The organism is Halalkalibaculum sp. DA3122 (assembly GCF_043951865.1).
Taxonomy (GTDB): Bacteria; Bacteroidota; Rhodothermia; order Balneolales; family Balneolaceae; genus JAMQKA01.
Genome location: NZ_JBINJF010000011.1, coordinates 67,146 through 87,661 on the forward strand (window position 1 = coordinate 67,146; position 20,516 = coordinate 87,661).

General features: G+C 51.0%; 18 protein-coding genes. 7 read left to right on the forward strand and 11 right to left on the reverse strand.

What is annotated here, in order from left to right:
• Positions 1-8: 8 nt before the first annotated feature.
• Both ACG2F4_RS09445 and ACG2F4_RS09450 read right to left on the reverse strand, forming a co-directional pair.
• Complete coding sequence (locus ACG2F4_RS09445) at positions 9-707, reverse strand: YceI family protein (RefSeq protein WP_395260134.1); 699 nt, start codon at positions 705-707, stop codon at positions 9-11.
• A 19-nt stretch (positions 708-726) separates the two neighbouring features.
• Positions 727-1,311 (reverse strand): YceI family protein, encoded by a 585-nt coding sequence (locus ACG2F4_RS09450; protein WP_395260135.1) that lies wholly within the window; start codon positions 1,309-1,311, stop codon positions 727-729.
• A gap of 430 nt (positions 1,312-1,741) precedes the next feature.
• Here ACG2F4_RS09450 and ACG2F4_RS09455 point away from each other — a divergent pair, with 430 nt between their 5' ends.
• Entirely contained in the window at positions 1,742-2,116 is a 375-nt protein-coding gene (locus ACG2F4_RS09455; RefSeq protein ID WP_395260136.1) for a response regulator, read from the forward strand.
• Positions 2,117-2,636: 520 nt separating this feature from the next.
• On the opposite strand, the gene ACG2F4_RS09460 is transcribed toward ACG2F4_RS09455, so the two are convergent.
• Positions 2,637-3,908, reverse strand: a complete 1,272-nt coding sequence (locus ACG2F4_RS09460) for a hypothetical protein (RefSeq protein ID WP_395260137.1) — start codon at positions 3,906-3,908, stop codon at positions 2,637-2,639.
• 511 nt (positions 3,909-4,419) lie between these two features.
• Here ACG2F4_RS09460 and ACG2F4_RS09465 point away from each other — a divergent pair.
• On the forward strand, positions 4,420-4,617 hold the full coding sequence (locus ACG2F4_RS09465) for a hypothetical protein (protein ID WP_395260139.1): 198 nt from the start codon (positions 4,420-4,422) through the stop codon (positions 4,615-4,617).
• Positions 4,618-4,887: 270 nt separating this feature from the next.
• On the opposite strand, the gene htpX is transcribed toward ACG2F4_RS09465, so the two are convergent.
• Positions 4,888-5,760 (reverse strand): zinc metalloprotease HtpX, encoded by an 873-nt coding sequence (gene htpX, locus ACG2F4_RS09470; protein WP_395260141.1) that lies wholly within the window; start codon positions 5,758-5,760, stop codon positions 4,888-4,890.
• 384 nt (positions 5,761-6,144) lie between these two features.
• Between htpX and ACG2F4_RS09475 the strand changes: the two genes are divergently transcribed.
• On the forward strand, positions 6,145-6,579 hold the full coding sequence (locus ACG2F4_RS09475) for a hypothetical protein (protein ID WP_395260144.1): 435 nt from the start codon (positions 6,145-6,147) through the stop codon (positions 6,577-6,579).
• Between the two features lie 158 nt (positions 6,580-6,737).
• On the opposite strand, the gene ACG2F4_RS09480 is transcribed toward ACG2F4_RS09475, so the two are convergent.
• From ACG2F4_RS09480 to dnaX, 4 genes are all read right to left on the reverse strand, one after another.
• Complete coding sequence (locus tag ACG2F4_RS09480) at positions 6,738-8,639, reverse strand: M1 family metallopeptidase (RefSeq protein WP_395260146.1); 1,902 nt, start codon at positions 8,637-8,639, stop codon at positions 6,738-6,740.
• 121 nt (positions 8,640-8,760) lie between these two features.
• The gene (gene recR, locus ACG2F4_RS09485; RefSeq protein ID WP_395260148.1) at positions 8,761-9,369 is read right to left on the reverse strand and encodes a recombination mediator RecR; all 609 of its coding nucleotides are present in this window, start codon (positions 9,367-9,369) and stop codon (positions 8,761-8,763) included.
• 80 nt (positions 9,370-9,449) lie between these two features.
• Positions 9,450-9,794 carry a YbaB/EbfC family nucleoid-associated protein gene (locus ACG2F4_RS09490; protein WP_395260151.1) on the reverse strand — a complete coding sequence of 115 codons (345 nt, stop codon included), beginning with the start codon at positions 9,792-9,794 and terminating at the stop codon, positions 9,450-9,452.
• Positions 9,795-9,973: 179 nt separating this feature from the next.
• The gene (dnaX, locus tag ACG2F4_RS09495) at positions 9,974-11,917 is read right to left on the reverse strand and encodes a DNA polymerase III subunit gamma/tau (RefSeq protein WP_395260154.1); all 1,944 of its coding nucleotides are present in this window, start codon (positions 11,915-11,917) and stop codon (positions 9,974-9,976) included.
• Between the two features lie 329 nt (positions 11,918-12,246).
• Here dnaX and ACG2F4_RS09500 point away from each other — a divergent pair, with 329 nt between their 5' ends.
• The 4 genes from ACG2F4_RS09500 to ACG2F4_RS09515 all read left to right on the forward strand — a co-directional run bounded on the left by ACG2F4_RS09500 (position 12,247) and on the right by ACG2F4_RS09515 (position 17,436).
• Positions 12,247-12,912: a hemolysin III family protein gene (locus ACG2F4_RS09500; RefSeq protein WP_395260156.1), complete on the forward strand. Its 666-nt coding sequence runs from the start codon at positions 12,247-12,249 to the stop codon at positions 12,910-12,912.
• A gap of 72 nt (positions 12,913-12,984) precedes the next feature.
• Positions 12,985-15,876, forward strand: a complete 2,892-nt coding sequence (locus tag ACG2F4_RS09505; RefSeq protein ID WP_395260157.1) for a TolB family protein — start codon at positions 12,985-12,987, stop codon at positions 15,874-15,876.
• Between the two features lie 46 nt (positions 15,877-15,922).
• Entirely contained in the window at positions 15,923-16,501 is a 579-nt protein-coding gene (locus tag ACG2F4_RS09510) for a DUF2911 domain-containing protein (protein ID WP_395260158.1), read from the forward strand.
• Between the two features lie 245 nt (positions 16,502-16,746).
• A complete protein-coding gene (locus ACG2F4_RS09515; RefSeq protein ID WP_395260160.1) occupies positions 16,747-17,436 on the forward strand; it encodes an OmpA family protein in 690 nt (229 codons plus the stop codon).
• A 32-nt stretch (positions 17,437-17,468) separates the two neighbouring features.
• Here ACG2F4_RS09515 and ACG2F4_RS09520 read toward each other — a convergent pair whose 3' ends face one another.
• From ACG2F4_RS09520 to purM, 3 genes are all read right to left on the reverse strand, one after another.
• A complete protein-coding gene (locus ACG2F4_RS09520; protein WP_395260161.1) occupies positions 17,469-18,905 on the reverse strand; it encodes an SDR family oxidoreductase in 1,437 nt (478 codons plus the stop codon).
• A 239-nt stretch (positions 18,906-19,144) separates the two neighbouring features.
• Positions 19,145-19,486 (reverse strand): hypothetical protein, encoded by a 342-nt coding sequence (locus ACG2F4_RS09525; RefSeq protein ID WP_395260163.1) that lies wholly within the window; start codon positions 19,484-19,486, stop codon positions 19,145-19,147.
• A 15-nt stretch (positions 19,487-19,501) separates the two neighbouring features.
• On the reverse strand, positions 19,502-20,509 hold the full coding sequence (purM, locus tag ACG2F4_RS09530; protein WP_395260164.1) for a phosphoribosylformylglycinamidine cyclo-ligase: 1,008 nt from the start codon (positions 20,507-20,509) through the stop codon (positions 19,502-19,504).
• Positions 20,510-20,516 lie beyond the last annotated feature (7 nt).

Sequence of the window (20,516 nt, forward strand, 5' to 3'; positions counted from 1 at the left end):
CGGTCAATCTACTCGCCTCCCCCGTTCAGGTGAACGGATACATCAAAATGGACCGTAAGCTTTTCATTGGCCTTGATAAGGCCCATAAGGGCGGTGGGCGGTTCAATATCAAAATCGTGCATATTCAGTGGTTTTACCCCTTTTACGCGGAATCGCTCCTGCCCGACCAGCTGCCCCTCTACCACCAGGCTGGTCGTGTCGGTAACCCCGGCGATCGTCAGGAGGCCCTCCGTCTGAATTTTCATCCAGCCGGCCGAATCGGGATGCGTACTTTCACTGAGGAGGGTTGCCTGCAACAGCTGATAGGTTATGCTCGGGTGCTCCTCGGCCTTTAAGGCCTCATAGAGATCGCGGTTCATCTTGCTTTTACCACATTCCAGCGCTTTTACGGGAATGGTTACTTTTACCTTTACATCCCCCTGGCCCTGTACATTTTGGGTGGGCTCGGTGGTATTTTCGATTTCACCGGAACCGGCCAGGCTTTCGGCATAGCAGCGGTAATCGACAACCGAGGCCGATCCCTCCAGCCAGAGTGCGCCGGTCGGTTCAATCTCGATATTTCCCGCCTCATAGGCCGGAGAAATCTCCTGGGCCCCGGCAAGCTGCAGCGATAATCCCCACACCGCCAGCAGTGCCACACTCAGCAGTCTCAGTAGTGCAGGTCTCGCCTGGGAAATATATCGTATTACAGTCTGGTGCCGGAGCATGGGAATTGATCGGTTTCTGTTAATTATTTGCCACAGCCTTGTTGGCGATTACAACATTGAACGATATCGTTACTTCCTCACCCGCTTTAATCGTGCCAAAAACAGCGCTGGGAGGATCTACATCGTAATCTTTCATATTCAGCGAGTAGGACCCCTGAAAACGAACATTTTCACCATCAGAGAGCGTTCCCTCTACAGGAAAACTTATCGTTTGTGTGGTACCCGCCACCGTTAATTCTCCGGTGGTATCCAGGGTAAACGTCCCGGTACTTTCGTCACTGGAAACAAGCTCCGCCTCGGAAAGCGTGTATGTGATTTCAGGATGATCTTTCTCCTTCAGGGCGTCATAGATCTTATTATTCATGCCTCCCTTTCCACTTTCAATGCTCTCAACAACCGCGGAAAACGACAGCGCCTTGATAAATTCGGCCGATGCCGGAACCGCAGACTCAAACAGGTTTTCGGACAGATCCGCCGTTAATTTCATCTCTTCCACGTCGGCTTCCCAGTCGTGTATCGTCGAGGTTCCCTCTATGGTCATGCTACTTTCAGATAACAACGTGTAGGCGTTGTTTTGGGCGTTTGCGTTTATGGAACCAGCCATTACCGCAACAAGCAAGCTTAGGATATAAATGTTGAACGTTTTCATTGTAACTCCATTATTCTGATTATTGATTTTGTAGTTCTACTACTAATACATGCAACCATCGTTCCAAAAAGGTGAATAACAGTGAATTATTTTTTACCCGGTAAAAAAGCCCTCCTCTTTATGCATCTGCCGGGTCGCGGTCGCGGGTATTTCAGCTGTATCCCAGGCGCGTTGCAGTAGTGCAATTTATAGCTGCGGCCCGGTTTGCAGTGTTGCAACACTGCTATTTCAGTTTCCCTGCTTCTCAAAGCTCCATTTCAGTTTATGTGGGCATAACGCCTCTCAAGGGGCCGTATTCAGAAAACTTTCATTCTTTCGCCTTTTTGGTACCAGTATTGCATACCTAACATATAGAGCTATAAAAATCTTTCGAAGAATATCTATAATGAACCGATCCATTTTAATTATCGATGACGAGCAAACCATCAGAGAGGCCCTGTCGCTCTTCCTGGCGGGAGAGGGCTATATCTGCCAGGTTGCAAAGGATGGAGAACAGGCGATCCAAAAAATAGGAGAGCAACAGTTCGATATTATACTTCTGGACCTGCACATGCCCCGCCATAACAGTTTGAATATACTGGAATATATTAAAAGGCATCGTTCTTCCAGTATTGTTATTATCCTCAGCGAATACTTCCACATCGACAATGCGTCCACCGCGTTACAACAGGGAGCCTCTGCGGTGATACTAAAGCCAATCGACTTTGAAGAATTGCTGGAGGTCATAGACCGGCAGACCAGCGTGGATAACGCAAATTAGTGACCCTTTACGGCATCCCCGGTCTTTACTCCTGTTGACTCTCCCAATTTTTTCGCCTCCGTATCTTAGGTTACCTTTTATCGCCCCCCTACACCCGGCAATAGCCCGATAAACGTTACCACCGGTCAGCAATCAAGCAGATGAAGTCGGCTACCGTACATTTGCTGGCATGGAAGGGCTATTGAGGACAGGCTATATAACAGGCAAACCTCAGCTCGGGATAAGAGTAAGTGGATGACCTAACAACCGGCTTCGACATTAATGTTGAGTGACCGTAGCAGGAGTGTTAAGTAGCCGATCCCGGGTAAGATTCACCTTCTATCGGATTGAGTTCAATGGTTTCAGCAAAGAAGGGGAACAGCAATACCCTGTTATTATAGTAAAAGCCGCTCCTTTCAGGGAGCGGCTTTTAAAATAAGGGAGTTATGTATTTAGGGATGTATGTAAGCTATAACGCACTCAATCATAAGGTCGTTTTATAGCCGCACCATAGGGATTGGTGCTTTGTTAGGGATATTCGTTAGAAACTGATTACGGCTTCCAGCATTACGCCGTCAAATTGGCCATCTTCCAGTTGACCGGTAAAACCGTCATAGGTTTGGGTTACATATTCGAGTTTGGCCAGCACGTTTTTGGTCAGGAACCAGCCACCGCCGATATTGAATCGCTCGATATCAATATCATCATTTGATACGAGGTTATATCGGGCACCCAGGTAGACATCCTCTCCAGCACCGAAGCGATAGAGCAGTTCTGCACCATACTGGTTGAAGGTATCTGAGGGCTGTCCCGCATCTTTACCCGTAACGGTTTCAAAGACGCCATAGAACTCCAGGCCGTTGTATTTGACAAAGGGGTTGATCATGATGGCCGTAATCTCGTTATCGAAACCGGGATCAAATCGACCAGAGCGGAAGCCGCCACTCATGACGTTGTAGTAGCGGGAGCCTGCACGGTCACCATCATACAGGTAGATCCCGTTGGCCTGGCCGGTGGTGTAGATAGAACCGGTCAGACGCAGGCGCAGGTCTTCGTTCACCTGGGAGTCATAGCCCAGCTTTCCTACGAAGCTACCCGTGTTTGCAGGATCGGTTTTGATCGTGCTCTGGTTCAGTTTACCGTTGGTGAGTCCCACCATGGCAAAGAGGTCCCCGCCGTAGTAGTAAATTTCACCGCCGACTTCAGTCGTAAATGAATCCATAATGTAGTTGCCTACAAAGGGATTGTGAATAGCCGCCCCGTTGTCCGTTCTGCGGAAGTGGTTGTCACCGTAGTTGATCTCCATGTGCCCCACCTTAATGCGGAGGTTGTCCATCAGATCAGAAGCAAAGCCCTCTGAAATAAAGTCCAGGCGATCAATCTGAATATACCCGCCCTTTACCCACGCTTCCGGGTGGTGCTGGGAGGAGAGATACGTACGCAGGTGCATTCGCAGCCCGTTATCCAGTGCTACGTCAAAATCCAGGTTGGAGGTAGCGAGATTGAAATTGGATCCCAGTTCCGGCAGTGAACTCATAATCGGATTTCCAGACTCGTCAACGCCCGATTGCCAGGGACCCGCATTCTCATGGGTAATCGCCTGGAACTGGAGCGTGTTGGCGCCGCCGAGGCGAACGTTCACTCCGTCAAACTCCTGATCCGTGGTAAAAGGGGCTTCAAATTGATTAACACCCCGCTGGTCGGGACTCGTATAATATTGCAGGTCCCGGTCGGTGTCCTGGGCAAATACGCTACCTGCCATCACAAAGAATGACAATAGAAATAGAGAAAGGTATTTGGTTGATTGTTTCATAATAAAACCTGTAATGATTTTATGATTGAGATTGTTAGATGTTGTGAAAGATCGTATCTGTGATTTATTCACTCTTTTTTCGATTAACCTTTATTCAAACGTTTCTGTGTTCTTTCTCTTGGTAGTTACAAGGACCGTTCCAAAAGTAAGATCCAAAGAAATATTTTTTTGGATCCCCGGAAAAACAGCCTCATAATGCTTGAAAAGCAGAAAAAAATCACATAAAAATTTTTAAGCTCAACACGATGCGTAACCGCGTTATCGACAAATGCAATGTTGCAAGTATTACCGAGGGGGGATATTGCAGGACTGCAATATTGAATCTTCACGATTAAAAAGTGTATTATTCCAAGCGGAGCAGCAGAATAAGAATGGATATGACGCTTCCGTTCCCGGTAGTGGTACGTGGCATCATTATATTCCGGCAAAACACGTTAACTTAGGAACAACGCTGAAGAACTGTATTAATAACCCATATATACAATTAGAGTCGCCTGAGATGGACAATCCCGTGAATTCGTACAAAATCGGCAATATAGAGGTAACGATTACAGAATCCGATCATCCGGACAAGCTCCATGTTGAATGTAATGACGGTACCTACCATTCGGAGTTTACCATCCGCAAATACGAATATGAAAACTACCGGCGACATATGAACCAGCGTATAAAAAATGCATACCAGGAGCAGTACAGGCAGGAAGAGTAGAAAATACCGGCCTGTTGTTTGTACACACAACTATTTCTGTCGCTGGGAATTTGCCGGTATGCAGGACATGATCAATATCATGGGCGACACTTCCAGGTCCTGTGGAAATGCGCTGCTGGTTTAACGGAATGCATCCACCCCCTTTTGAAAACGGCTGAAATTAGCAGATCCAAGTTCTCCTCCCCAGTTCCCCGGGGAGAAGAAAGGAGTGTTCTTACGTCTCTTTGAGCATAGAATTGAATTTTATGAACTTCCTGTGGCTATCTCTGCTTAATCAAAATTATATTCTCCGGTTTGGGCCATATGCATCAGCCTGTTTACCCGGTCTTCCGTTTCCGGGTGGGTTGAAAAAAGGCTCATAAACTTTCCCCCTTTAAACGGGTTCACCGGGAACATGTGCGAGGTAGAGCGCATGGCCGTTTCCGAAACACGCATCGGCGTCTGTTCTACCGCCTGCTCAATACGCTGGAGGGCGGCAGCCAGGCTCTGCGGCTTGCCCGAAATTTCAGCTCCCACTCGATCCGCTTCATATTCGCGGGTTCGGCTGATGGCGGCCTGCAGCAGCGAGGCGGCAATGGGTGCCGTTATCAGCACCAGTATGGCCACCAGCGGGTTGGGCCCGTCGCGGTCGCCTCCACCGATGGGAAGGAAGAATGCAAACTGGGCCAGCATGCTCAGCGCGCTTACGACCGTCGTCACAATGGTCTGCGTCAAAATATCGCGATTTTTAATATGGGCCAGCTCATGGGCGGTCACACCGCGCAGCTGATCTCGATCCAGCACATTGAGGATCCCCTGCGTAAAAGCAACCGCCGAATGCTCCGGATTTCGACCCGTGGCAAACGCATTGGGCTGCTCCTGGGGAATAATGTATACTTTCGGCATGGGCAGATCTGCACTTTCCGCCAGCTCTTTTACCATGTTGTATAGCTGGGGATTAGACTGCGGGTCCACTTCCTGCGCCTTGTACATTTTGAGGACCATTTTATCGGAATACCAGTAACTCACGGCATTCATTCCCATTGCAAATATGAAAGCAATAATCAGCCCGGTCGATCCACCCAAAATTTGACCGACCAGCATAAAAAGCACAGCCACAAGCGTCATTAAAAAGACTGTGCGCATACTGTTTCTGTTAATCATATAGTACTCCGTTCAAATTTGAGTTTTACTTTTGGTTCAAAACGCGCCAGATAGTAATTTGTTTTGTCAGGCCGTATAGAATGTAAGGGATTTAACACCTGTTTTATACCCTCATTTTTACGATAGGCCGTTTATATTTTTAGAGGACTTTAAAAAACCAGGAGTTTTGTTCAAGATCAAAGCCTGAGCGGATCGGGAACCGCAGTTTATATCTCACATATGAGGATTTCGAATCCACGAAAATGCCGATATTGGCCAACACAACGGTTTTGCAAAGCCCTCTTTATATATGAACTCAGCCCTGACCTTCAATTGTCGGAATCAGGTGGAGAGGTTCTATCCGGCAAGGAAAACAACGATAACTGAACCACATCGGGTGTAACAATGAGTGACAGGAATGCTCTTTTAAAGAAAATAAAAAACAAACGGCGGGAAGCGGCGGATTATCTCAGCAGGAATGAGCCTAAAAAGTCACGACTTCTTACTACTTCCATCATTGCGGGGGCCCTGGCTGCCGCTTTAACGGCCGGACCCGGCATGGGGGGCAGTGGTTTTATCGAGGCGGCCAAAGGGGTCGTTTCTTTCGGCATTCCGGTGTGGCAGGTGCTGTGCCTGCTCGCGACGCTGCTATCGATGGCGGCGGTCATCAGCAACGGCCTGTTGAAATCTGATGATATCTCCTCGAAAATCGCCCAGGTCCGCAGTTGCGATGCAAAACTTGAAGGACTGGAAACGATGCTGGAACTTAACCAAATTGACCTGGAGCATGCGGCTTCCCTCTACACGCAATATCTGACGGATATTCCCCACGTTCGATGACAGCCCCTGGAATGAGTTCGCAGAGGAGTTCCAAAAACCGTTGTTTTGCCAATTCCTGCATTTCAATAATCCTCTTTTTCCAGAACGTTGCCGTAGAATCTGTATCCAACAATATCTCCACCCTGCAACGGGCCCGGATTCATGCTGAATCCTCACCTTCATTTTGTTTCAAAAACGCGTGTTGCCTCCTCCATCTCAAAGACGTTGTTTTCCCGGTTCACATCTGCCATGCGGCCGGTGGGATCTATAGTAATGCGCGAAATTGATTCAGGCGCTTCCGGAATTCCGAACGTATAGGAGGGATACACCCACGGCCAGTCTGGCAGCACCGCCCGTTCAATACCCGGAGTTTCGTTGGGCTTTTCGCCCCGCATGATGCGCAGGGGAATGTAAAACTGCTGTTTGCTGCCGTCGGAATATTCCACCAGCACGTCGATCGGCATCGGCATCAGGTCTTCCCGCTTCAGGGTCACGAACGTAGAGTCGCCTTTCCCTACCACAGTTTCAATCCCGTAGTCAATGGTTTTGGTCGTTTCAATAAAATACTCGTAATACCAGTCGAGCACCATACCCGATTCCTTCTCCATCACCCGCAGGAAATCGCGGCCGGTCGGGTGTTTGAACTTCCAGGTTTCAAAATAGCGCTTCATGCCGCGGTCAAATGCTTCAGGCCCGATCACATACCGCAACTGATTCAGAAATACAGCGCCCTTTGAGTAGGAGGCCACCCCATATGCGCGGTTGGTGACAAAATGATCGGCGTGGGTATCCAGCGCCTCCTCTTCGCCATCTTCCACAATCCGGTAGTAGGAGCCATAGGCCCCGCTGTGGGGGAAGTCACGTTCCCCGTAAAGGTGCTCCGTGACCAGGGCAGAGGCGTAGGTTGTAAACCCTTCATCCATCCAGGGAAACCGGCTTTCGTTGTTGGCCAGCACAGTGTGATACCACATGTGAACAAGCTCGTGCACTGTAACACCAACCAGGCTCCGCTCTGAGCGGTTGCCGGTAATAAGGGTAGCCATCGGGTACTCCATGCCGCCGTCGCCTCCCTGGATCACGGAAAACTTCTCATACGGATACTTTCCAAAGTGCTTGTTCATAAACTGAAAGCTTTTGACCGTAAATTCCGGCAGACGCTCCCAGTAGGCCTTCAGCGAATCCTGCCGGCTTCCCGAGGATACGTTGGCGGCCACCGGGTCGGTTTGGTAGAAAAAGTGGAGCATTGGTCCGCCGGGTACCTGCGCCGTTGTATGTGTGAAGTCGGGATCGGCACCCCAGGCAAAATCGTGCACGTTATCGGCTTTCCAGTGCCAGGTAAGCTTGTCGGAACCGGGGCGGTTCACCGCGGTGCCCGGATCCTGGTAGCCGTGGCCGATCTGCTGTGGGTTCTGCAGATTTCCGGTGGCCCCCATCACATAGGAGGAATCAATCTTGATTTTAACATCAAAGCTGCCGAAGACACCGTGAAACTCGCGACCCACATACGGGTTGGGGTGCCAGCCTTCGTGGTCGTATTCCGAAATCTTGGGATACCACTGTGTCATCGAAAATTCGACGCCCTCCCTGTTTTTCCAGCCGGAGCGGCGGATCTGCAGTGGCACCTGGCTTTCGAACTCCATCTGAAAAACCGTGCTTGCACCGGGCAGAATTGGCTCATCCAGCTCCACTTCCATTATGGTTCCATCCACCCTGTAATCAACCGACTCCCCGTCCTGGTTCATTGATCGAATCCGATGATAACCAATCTGGTCCTCTGACAGGTGGTAGATACGGTCGCGCACGCGGCTGTCGGGATCTTCAATGGTGCGGGAGCGCTTGTCCATCATGCTGCCGGGCTGAAAAGCGTTAAAATAAAGATGATAAAACACGCGCCGCAGCGTATCGGGAGAATTGTTGTGATACGTCAGTTTCTGGGTTCCCGTGAACTGGTTGTCCGGGGCGTTCATTTCGATCTCCATTTCGTACTCCACCCGTTGTTGCCAGTAGTCACGCGTCTGGCTGTGTGCGGTAAGCGAGAAACAGAATAGCAGTAGCAGAATCAATCCGTAGCGTAGATGCATAAAATCAGGTATAGTTTGGATTAAGTTCGTGGTTGAAAGGTCTCATGCAGAGCCCCAGAAAACCAGATTGATCTTTAAAAAGTTGCCTCTTTACGTCTTTGCAGGAGCCATTATTTTGGGGTTAAAAAGCGTTGCGGCTGGCAAAGGCGCGGCTGAGAGTGGCCTCGTCAATAAATTCCAGCTCGGTACCCATCGGAATGCCGTAGGCGATGCGGGTTACCTTGATCTCATCATACGGTTTTAAAAGCTTGTTGATGTAGTACGAAGTCGCTTCCCCCTCGGAGTCGGGATTCAGTGCAAGGATTACCTCGTCAACGGGATATTCCTCATCATTTACCCGCCTCATCAGCTCTTTTACGCGGATGTCGTCGGGCCCGATATTATCGAGCGGGGAGATGACTCCCCCCAGTACGTGGTACATCCCCCGGAACTCGTTGGTTTTTTCAATAAGGTAGACATCCTGTGATTCCTCGACCACGCAGAGCTGCCCATTTTGGCGTTTCGGGTTGCTGCATATTGAGCAGGGATCGCCGTCGCTGATAACTCCGCAGTGCGAGCAGCGGGTAATCGACTGTTTTAGATCGACCAGGGCATCCGCCAGCTGCATCACCGATTCTTCACTCTGTTTTAGCAGGTGGAGGGCGATGCGACGCGCTGATTTCCGGCCTGTTCCCGGCAGCTTGGCCAGCTGCTCAATAGCCCGTTCCAGTATTTCTGAGGTGCCTTGCATATTCTATTGTTAAAAGTTAAACATTACATGGTGCAAGCCAGCGTTAACTTCAGACATTCAACCTGCAGCCTGTAAAAAATTTAGAAACCCAGTTTGGAGAGATCCATCCCGGGAATTCCGCCGCCGGGGATCATATCTTTATAGGTCTCCTGCATCTTTTGCTGGGCCGCTTCTTCTGCTTTTTCAAGCGCCTTGTTGACTCCGGCCACCACCAGGTCTTCCAGCATCTCGGCATCTTCCGGGTCAATTACGGCCTCGTCGAGCTCAATAGCAATAATCTGCCGCTTGCCGTTGGCTTTCACTTTTACCATCCCGCCACCGGCTTCGGCTTCTACCTCTACCTTTGCGAGCTCTTGTTTGGCCTGTTCCATTTTTTCCTGTAACTGGGAAAACTTCCCAAACATATCCGCCATATTTTTATTCATAACAATAGAGATTTTGGTTGTTTGAAATTATTCATGTTAACGTATTTACTTTCTTTTATAACGCCCTCTTCTTCAAGGGGGAGTTTTTAACCTGTGCTGGTCCCAAAGGCTTTAGTTCCAGCCCGGAGGAGGAAACCGGGGAGATTAACCTGCTGGGACTACAGTCTTATTCAATCATCCTACCGGTTCAGGTTATAATCGAGTTCGGCCCCGAACAGTTCAACAAGCATCTTTATTTTTGGATCCCGTTCCTGCAGATCCTTAAATCGCTCATAGGGACTTTTGGCCTCTTCTTTGTCCTGCTGCTCATTCTTCTGGACGACACTTTCAAAACGCAGGAAGATGCCGGTTATCGATTCCAGTTTTTTGGCCAGGTCCCGCTTGTTTTCATCCAGAATACGCTTGGCAAAATCGTTTGAACAGCGCAGTGTCAGCTTCCGGTTTTTCAGGGCGATCGGCTCGACACGCTGCATCTGAAAATACAGGGTCTGCGGCACCTGCTCTTTAAGGAGCTTCAGGTACGGGTCCCACTCTTCCCTGACCTCCTCCAACGTAATGTGATCTTTCTTTGGTACCGATGAGCCTGCTGTCGTTTCTGGTTCTCGTTCCTGCTCCTCCGCAGCAACCCCATTTCCATTATTTGCAGTGGTCTTTCCAAATCCCCCCAGCGAGGGTCGCCCGAAAAAGTCGTCCTCCTCTTCAGCGACGGCTACCTCATTTTCCTGGTCGGGTTCCTCCACAGAAGCCTGGCTGCGGGGCCGCTGCCCGGAGCCGGAATCATCGGGAGGGGTTGAAGCCGTCGGCTCGGGATCCTCTTCCCGGGTTTCCACAGAGTCGGCTGCCGGGGATTCAGAATCGTCACCTGATCCGGGCTCGTTCTCTTTTTCCGGAGGATCCCCGACGCCGGTCTTCGTTGGACGGGCAGTCTCAGGAGAGTTCTTTTGGTCAACCGCTGCGGAGCTATCCCCGGGGAGTTCCTGCTGTTTGCGCTCCCCTTCTACACGGCTACGCTTTTTTTTTAAAGCATCCAGCTCGTTCAATAGCTGGTTCAATTTTTTTGAGCGCTCCATGTGGACCAGTTTCAGCAGGGTGAGTTCAAACTGGATGTGCGGCTGGTTGGCCTCCTTAATCTTGTACTGGGCTTCACTGACCAGGTGCATCATGCGCAGGAGATCATCTTCGCTGAAGGGATCCGAGGCTTGCCGGTACCGCTTCTTTGTTTCGGCGGACGCCTCCACCAGGTGCATCTGGTCGGAATTTTTTGCCACATACAGGTTCCTGAGATGTTCCAGCAGCCCTACCAAAAATTCCTGGATATCGTGGCCTTCCTGCAGCAACTGGTTAACCAGCTCCAGACCCGCGCTCGCGTCGTGCCGCTCAACCGTTTCCATTAATTGAAACATGCGGTCTGTACTCACCACGTTGAGTGCCCGAAGCAGCTCTTCGTGGTCGATGTCGGTCCCGCAAAAGGCGATCGCCTGGTCCAGCAGCCCGAGCGCGTCGCGCAGGGCGCCGTCCGCCTTTTTGGCGATTACGTGCAACGATTCCAGATCGATTGTAATCCCTTCATCTTCTGCCACCTGCTGCAGCCGATCCACGATCTCGTCCACACTTATCCGCTTGAAGTCGAACCGCTGAACGCGGGAGAGGATGGTGGGCAGCACCTTGTGCGGCTCGGTAGTCGCAAAAATGAAAATGACGTGGTCGGGGGGTTCCTCCAGCGTCTTCAGCAGGGCGTTGAATGCTGACTTGCTGAGCATGTGCACCTCGTCGACAATATAGATCTTGTAGCGGCCGTTTTGCGGCGGAATACGCACACGCTCGCGGAGGTCCCGGATGTCGTCCACCTTGTTGTTGGAGGCCGCATCGATCTCAACAATGTTCAATGTCTGATTCAGGCCCTCCCCATCTACCGAGGCATCAATTTCATTGACCGTACGCGCCAGCACCCGGGCCATGGTGGTTTTTCCGACCCCGCGCGGACCACAAAACATGTAGGCGTGCGCCAGCCGCTGCTGCTTGATCGCATTTTTAAGGGTATTGCTCACATGTTTTTGCGAGACAATATCATCGAATGTTGTGGGCCGGTACGTTCGGGTTAATGCGCGGTAATTGTCAGACATAACGGTCGTGATTTAAATAAACCTGAATTTTGTAATATAGGTTTCAGGCTCCTTTTTGTACAACTCCAAAAGTACAAAAAGTGAAGGCCAATTTCGCAGAGGCCTGTACAAAATCCACTTGTTGCACGCTCATTGGAAAATATGCCCAAAAATCCCGGACAGCCCTTCTTTCCTCCCAACATCGTCAGTGACTTGATAAGGGCTTTGATCTTGACCAAAAGCCCTGGTTTTTCAAACCCCTTTATTTCTGATAAACGATTTTACGGCGGGTTGCGTTAACCAGGCGTATCATAATGTCAGTTGTTATCTAAAAACCTGTATATTGCGGCATGCACTTTCTAAAAAAACATATACGAGAACCCATTAACGGATTGACACACGGTGCCGGGGCGCTGCTTTCGGTCGTGGGGTTATTCCTTTTGCTTTATGATGCCGCTTTTTTGGGCTCAGCAACCCACCTGGTTGCCTTCTCGATGTTTGGACTCAGCATGGTACTGCTTTATACATCGAGCGCGCTCTACCACAGCCTGCATGTGGGAGAGAGGGCGATCCGGTTCCTGAAAAAACTGGATCACAGTATGATATATGTGCTGATTGCCGGTTCCTACACCCCCATCTGCCTGATTGTGCTGGATGATAGCTGGAAATGGATTGTCTTTGCAGGGATCTGGACTTTTGCCCTGGGCGGAATTCTCAAAAAAATATTCTGGATTGACGCTCCGAAGTGGCTTTCCCTGCTTCTTTACCTGGCCATGGGCTGGCTGGGCGTACTGCTGTTTCCAACGCTGTTCGAGAAGCTTCCCCTGGCGTTCCTGCTCTGGCTGACCGCCGGGGGACTGGCCTACTCCGCGGGTGCCGTCATCTACGGTATTGAAAAACCGAATCCGCTGCCCGGGTGGTTCGGTCACCACGAAATATGGCACCTGTTTGTGATGGGCGGCACCTTTTCCCATTTTTGGGCCTTCTACCAGTATCTCCCGAATTTTACCGGATAAAACCATCGGTGTACAACCAGAGCTTGTTTCCACATTTGGCACCCTCCCCATATTGTTTGTAGTATTGCCTCTATGAAACGCATTGTATTCATTGCCATACTTGCCGGGTTCTGCGCTACTTCTGCTTCTGCCCAATGGTATCCCAACACGTATCGCCCCCCGGGTTTAAACTGGCAGGAACTGCAGACCCCGCATTTCAAGATTGTTTTTCCGGACGGAGAGGACTCGGTGGCTTACCGGACGGCGCGCATCCTGGAACATGAATACCCGGAGGTGCAGCAGCTTGTGGGCGGGCAGCTGTCCGATTTCCCGGTGGTTCTGAACAACTACAATGACCGTTCCAACGGGTTCGTCAGCTCCCTCCACTTCCGATCGGAGATTGAGATACCCCCGATCAAGGGTAAGACGATGAATCCGCGGTCGGGCAACTGGCTGGAGACCGTGGTCCCGCATGAGCTGGTCCACGCCCTTCACTACAATCACCTGGATGGGTTCTGGGCCCGCATCGTCAAGCTGTTTTCCCCGGACGCTGCCCGCTCGATCCAGGGATCCGTTCCCCAGGGAGTGCACGAAGGCATCGCCACCTATTACGAAACTGCCGGCGTTACACCCGGCGGCGGCCGTGGAAACTATCCCTATTTCAGGAACCAGTTCGATGCCGTTTTTTCCAGCTCCGAGCGCTGGTCCCTGGGAGAGATGCTCAGTATCTCCGCCTACAGCCGGCCCTTCGACCGCCATTACATCGGCGGATACCAGTTTACAAGCTGGCTGCAGCGAACCTACGGGGGGGATGCTACGCGCGAGGCGATCGACTTTTTCATACGATGGCCATTCCTCGGATACGGCACTGCTCTTCGTCATTCAACCGGCCAGTGGCCCGGCACGCTCTATGATCAGTTTGTGGAGGATCAGGAGAGGGGGGACGAGGCGAACTTCGCCACTTATGATCCGATGCCGATCCGTTTTGAGGGGGCGGAAATCCGTCGCCCGGCATGGCTCAACGACCGCCAGCTGCTTGTCTACGGGAGCTTTTACAACGCCAGCCCGGGATTTTATACCTATTCCCTGGAGGAACGCAGGCTGAAAAACGTGATAAAAATCCGGTCCGTCGGTGATTACAACTACGACCTGTCGAGCGATAAAACACGACTTTTGTTTTCCAGCTACCGCTCAAGCCCGATATACCACAACACGTTTATAATGGATCTTTATGAGGCAGATATCCCCTCTGGTTCAGTGAAGCGGGTTTCTACAAATCTGCGGGCCTTCGCCCCGGTTTACCAGGAGGACGGACTCCTTGCCCTGCAGACCGACCAGGAATCAAATGCACTGGTTATGCTCGACCGCGCTCACTCTGCACTGCAGGTCAACGCTTCACTCCCCCTGCCCGATACAAAGTTTGTAAGTGTAAAGCCGAACCCGTCGGACGCCCGGCAACTGGCCGTTGTGGCCAACCGTCGCGGACTCCAGGGCCTATGGATAGTGCATGAAGATTCAATCCGGCAGGAGGTAGGGCAGGTCCCGGAAATATCTTTTGAGAAGGGCTCGGTATTTGATCCCGCGTGGCACCCCTCCGGCAACCGTCTGATGTTCAGCAGCGACCATACCGGCACGCTGCAGCTGTATGAATACAATCTTGAAACCCGGACTCTCAGCCGGATCACCAGCGCCACCCACAATGCGATGGAAGGGAGCTACAGTCCCGACGGGGAGCGCATCGCTTTTGTGATTCAGCAGAAAAATGAGCGGCTGCCGGTGATCCTCGAGCGCAGCAATTTCGCTGGCCAACCTGTCCCTGCCAGCCGGTGGAGTCCCTCTGATAAAAAAGAACGTCTGATGGCCCGTAAAGAGCTTGGATCAGACCTGGAAGAAAAAACAGCGTCCTGGCAGGTGACTTCATACCAGCCGGGCGGGGAATGGATCCGGCCACGCACCATCATGCCAACGGTGAGCGAGATTTCAAATTCCGGCACCTACGAGGCGGGACTCAGTTTCCACAGCAACGATCTGCTCCAGCGCAATGCCTACCAGCTGGATCTGTCTCACGTCCAGCGGCGGTTATGGTACGATCTGACATACAGACATACCGGTTTTTTCCCGGGGATGGAGCTAAACGCGTTCAGCACTCCCTCATTCAATACCATTATGGTTGAAAATCAAACCGGTAACGAGGAACCCCTTCAATTTTTACGCCAGGATGTGGGTGCTTCAGCGGGCATTCCCACGCGGGTGATCCTGGAAAACAACGTCCGGTTCTCTTCAGTGGCCGTTACGCCTTCGGTAACAGTCAGGGGCACCCGGTTTTTTGAACTGGACCACAACGGGGAGCCCGCCTCAAATTACGCCCATTCTGCCGGTGTCAACCTGTCCAGCTCTCTTGCCTACCGGGTTCAGCAGAATATCCGTGACCTGCAGCCCAACAGTGGCCTGGTCTTCTATTCGGAGCTGGAGCATTTTTTTGGTGGTGGATCCGCCTCTCTCGAGACTGCAGACTACCAACAGCTTATCGATTTCTCTAACGCCACGGCCTGGCACTCCGGCCTTTTCTTTTACACCGCTCCGCTAAAACACCTGAACCAATCCCTTCGCGTCGGTATCGAGGCCATGACGCAGACCGCCCCGGTATTTGACAATCAGCGACTGGTCTCCAATGGATTTTCCGAACCTGTTTTTGCGGCTGCGAAACACCTGCTGAGTGTTAATACCCGGTACACGATCCCCTTGTTCTATCCAGATGCGGGCGGATTTTTCTTTCCCGCCTACCTCAGCAACCTGTACCTGGTCGGGTTTTCTGATACCGTCGCAGATGTCGAGCATTACGGGCTGGGTAGTGCTTCCCGCACGGTGCTCGGCCTCGGGCTGCGCACCCGGTTTCGAATTTCTAACCTGACGTTTGACCTCGGGGTGGCGGTCGGTTACGAGCCCGCGCGAAATCACGTTACCCCGTTTGCGGGGAACTTTTAGCCCCCTTTTCCTGATTGTGGTAATTCATTTAACCTCCAAAGTTATTATGAAAAAATCATCTGTCGCTTTCGCTTTTACTTTCCTGTTTCTTATATCTGTTTCCTGCCAGGAGGAACCTGCGCAAACAGACACCGATCGGCGGAAAAGTCCCATTGCCATCGCCAAGGTAGATCACAACAATACCTACATCAAGATTGTCTACGGTCAGCCGTATAAGCGCGGCCGCACCATTTTTGGGGATCTCGTTCCCTACAACGAGGTTTGGCGTACCGGGGCCAATGAGGCAACCGAGCTGACAACCACCCGCGATATTGTGCTGGCGGATAAAAAAGTAGAAGCCGGTACCTATGCGCTTTTCACCATCCCGGGAAAAGAGCAATGGACCCTAATTCTCAATGGTGAGCTGGGGCAGTGGGGCGCATTCGACTATAATGCTGAATACGACATACTGCGGGTTGATGTAAATTCAGAACAGGTGGAAGATGCCGCCGAAGCGTTCTCCATCCAGTTTGGAGAGGTTCAAAATGATTCCACCTCCATCACCATCAGGTGGGACAGAACCCGGGTTAATATTCCGGTAGCGTTCCTGAACCAGGACCATTCTACTGGCAATGCTGCCAGTTAAATTTGTTGGCTATAGCTATATTTCTTTTCCATATTAGAAATACAGCTAAACCGTTTCCTTTTCGCATGGTTCTTTTCACTCATTCTAGCCTCCTGGAATGTCTTTCCGTCTCCTGATCTGAATTCCCCTTCCTGTCCGAAAATATTAAGGAGCCCGGTAACCGGGATTTCTTCAGAAGGGAACATTTTTCTGCAGGTCCCATCTAACACGTTTAACCACCAACAATCCAACAAATTATTTCATTTATGAAAAGGACTAAAAAGGCTACTGCTCTTTTTCTTTCTATTTCGATGTTGTGTATGGTCATCACCGGCTGTCAGAACTGGAGTAAAACCGCAAAAGGCGGTACAATCGGGGCCGGGGCCGGTGGACTGGCTGGCGCTATTATCGGGAAGGCGACTGGCAACACTGTCAAGGGAGCGATCATAGGAGCTGCCGTGGGCGGGGCAGCGGGGGCCGCTATAGGCAATTACATGGACCGACAGGCCCGGGAAATGCGCGAGGATCTCAGCAATGCCACCATTGAACGGGTGGGAGAGGGCATTAAAATCACGTTCGATTCAGGCATTCTCTTTGATGTGGATTCACACGCCCTTCGTGATGAGTCGCGATCCAACCTGGAAGATCTTTCAGAGATCCTCCAAAAGTATGAGGACACCAATATTCTCTTTGCGGGCCATACCGACAATACCGGACCTGACGGGTATAACCAGCAGCTTTCTGAAGAACGGGCAAAGTCGGTCGCCAGCTACAGCTCGTTCCTGGGGGTGGAGAGCGATCGGATGACCATCATCGGGTATGGCGAGGAGCAACCGATCGCCGACAACAGCACAGCCACTGGCAGACAGCAAAATCGCCGGGTGGAAATAGCGATCTATGCCAATGATGAACTGAAAAGGGCAGCTCGAAGGGGAGATCTCGGCGAAGTTGAATAGTGGAATTTATTTATTTTTACAAAATATTGCATTTACGTTGTTGATTCGGGCTTTTCCGTTATTTTGTCAATCATTCCTTTGAAAATAAATGCGTGGAAAGGCAGCAGGGCATACCAGTATAGTCGGCCCCATACCCCCAATGGGCGAAATGTGGCCACTTGATGCAGGGTATTGCCCGCTATTCTGAATTCGAGCCACGCTTCGCCGGGCAGCTTCATCTCGGCATAGAGCAAGAGCCGTTTTTCTTCTTTATCAGCGTACAGAACACGCCAGAAATCCAGCGAATCACCGGCCGTAATTTCGGTATTGCTTTTGCGACCGCGCCGCAATCCCACCCCCCCAACCAGCTTGTCGAGAAAGCCCCTGACCTCCCACAGCCAGTTTCCGTAATACCAGCCGGTTTTTCCGCCAATGGACCAAATTCTATCAAGAATGTGTTGTTCATCCTCAACATGCCGGGAACGCTCATCTTTAAAACAGCCGTAAGTTGGAACTTCAATCAGGTTGGAGATCCCTTCGGCCAGCAGGTTACTGGACTGGGCATCGGTCCAGCTGGAGAGTACCTCCTGCTGCTCCACCTTGTCAAAGGCCATTCGAATCGCCTTTTCGTAGGGAATCAACGCTATCTCCAGGAGTTTGTCCAGATTATTTTCGTCACACACCACTTCCACCTTCATGCTATTTACCAGGTTTACCGCCAGCTGGTAGGAGGTGGAGGTTACAAAGTAGAGCCAGTAGGAGGAGAGCCGCGGCGTCATCACCGGAACCGTTATGATAGTTCGTTTAAGATTACGCACCTCTGCAAATTTCAGCAGCATTTCCCGGTAGGTAAGTACTTGCGGGCCGCCGATATCGTAGGTTTTATTATACGTTTCTTCCCGGCCCAGCACACCACTGAGGAATTCTATCACATTACGGATAGCGATCGGTTGCGTGCGGGTATTCAGCCATTTTGGGGCGATCATTACCGGCAGTTTTTCCACCAGGTCCCGGATAATTTCAAATGACGCACTTCCTGATCCCACAATGATTCCGGCCCGAAGCGTAGTCAGGGCATAAGAAGGTGAAGCCAGTATATCTTCCACCTGTTTGCGGGAGCGCAGGTGCTTGGAGAGCTCTTTACTGTTTACGATACCGCCCAGGTATATGACCTGTTGAACATCAGTCTGCCGAAGTCGATCTCTAAAATTTTGCGCGCTCTTCTTTTCGAGTTCCTCAAAATCATCACCAGCCGCCGACATGGAATGGATCAGGTAGTAGGCAGCATCAATATCTTTTGGGATCGCATTCAGCGTATCAGGTTTCAGGAAGTCAAGCTCCACCACCTCCAGCTGATCCTGTGAATATTTTGAGGTATCGAACCGCTGTTTATCCCGAACACAACATACCACCGTATGTCCCTTATCCAGTAAAACCGGGAGTAGCCGCTTGCCGATGTAACCTGTGGCGCCGGTGAGTAGTATCTTCATCTGTCATGGGTAAAAGGTGAATACTGCCGCCGTTGAACCAGGGAGCAGGTAGATTTTTTTCAGTTATCATTCGGGTATTCCCCATTCTTTCACTCACAGGGGGCTTTCGAACGTCCTCAATTCCTCGTTTGGAAGGAGTTGTACTCCCGTTAAAAGATCATCAAGAACGGTGATACAACCTCTCCCAATCCCAACAAAATAGCATGTTCTGCAAAGGGCCTTTACACAGAATCGAGGAATTACTCAACGTGCTTAAGCAACTTTTCGGGTACCTCCAGCTGCATTCGCAGCAGGGTAGAGGCGTGGGTTTTGCCCTGGGCGTCAAGTTTCAGCGATACCGTTCCCCCGCCTCCCAGGCTGTCGTGCAGAACAAAGTTCAGCGCCCCGATATTCGGCATCTCATACCGTTCAACTCTGCCTTTACAGATATGCTTCATATGCTCCTTCACAATATCCGCCGTGAGTTGCTCTTCAAGGAACGGATAGATCTCCGGGTGCCGTGCGATGATCCCCACATTGCTGGTATTTCCTTTATCACCGCTGCGGCCGTGTGCTATCTTCAGAAGGTGCACTTTTGGCATGTCACATCTTGTTTTTTACTTGACGGATCCAAGTTCATGTATCGGCTCATCCTGTTTTTCTGCCCACGCCTTCACTTCCTGCACGGCATCCGGGCGTACAACTGCAATCAGACCTATCCCCAGGTTAAAGGTCGCCCGCATGTCCTCTTCCGGCACGTTGCCGAGCTCCTGGATCAGTTCGAAAATGGCAGGGCGATCCCAGGCCTCCCAGTCGATATCCAGCGAGCGGCCCGCCGGCAGAATCCGCCTGGTATTGCCCACAATTCCCCCGCCGGTGATGTGGGAGAACCCGTGTACGCCTTCAATGTTCTTTAATTTCGATATATGAGACAGGTAAGAACGGTGAACTGCGAGCATGGCGTCACCGACGGTGGTACCGAGCTGCTCAACCTTGTCACTCACATCATATTCTGAAAATAGCACCTTCCGGGCCAGCGAGTAGCCGTTGGTATGTAGTCCGCTGCTTTCAAAACCGAGCAACCGGTCGCCTTCGCGGATCTGTTCTCCATTAATAATTTTTTCACGATCTACTATACCAACGATGGTACCGGCCAGATCGAATTCGCCTTCACTGTAGATATCGGGCATCTCGGCTGTCTCACCGCCGATCAGGGCCACACCGTTTTCCTTGCAGGCTCTGGCAAATCCCTTGACTACCTCATATCCCACGGTCTGCTTCAGTTTCCCGGTTGAAAAATAATCCAAAAAGAAGAGTGGCTGGGCTCCACATACGGCAATGTCATTCACGCAGTGGTTCACCAGGTCCTGGCCCACCGTATCATACCGGCCGGTTTTGAACGCGACAATCAGCTTGGTTCCTACTCCATCTACACTGCTTACAAAGACGGGATCATTGAAATCACCCAGGTTGGGACGAAAGAATCCTCCGAAACCACCAATATCGGTCAGTACAGAGGCGTTGTGGGTCTCGCGGACTATGCCTTTGATGGAGTCGACCATCTGTTCTCCTGCTTCAATATCTACGCCAGAGTCTTTGTAGGTAATACTCTTTTTTTTACTCATAAAAATG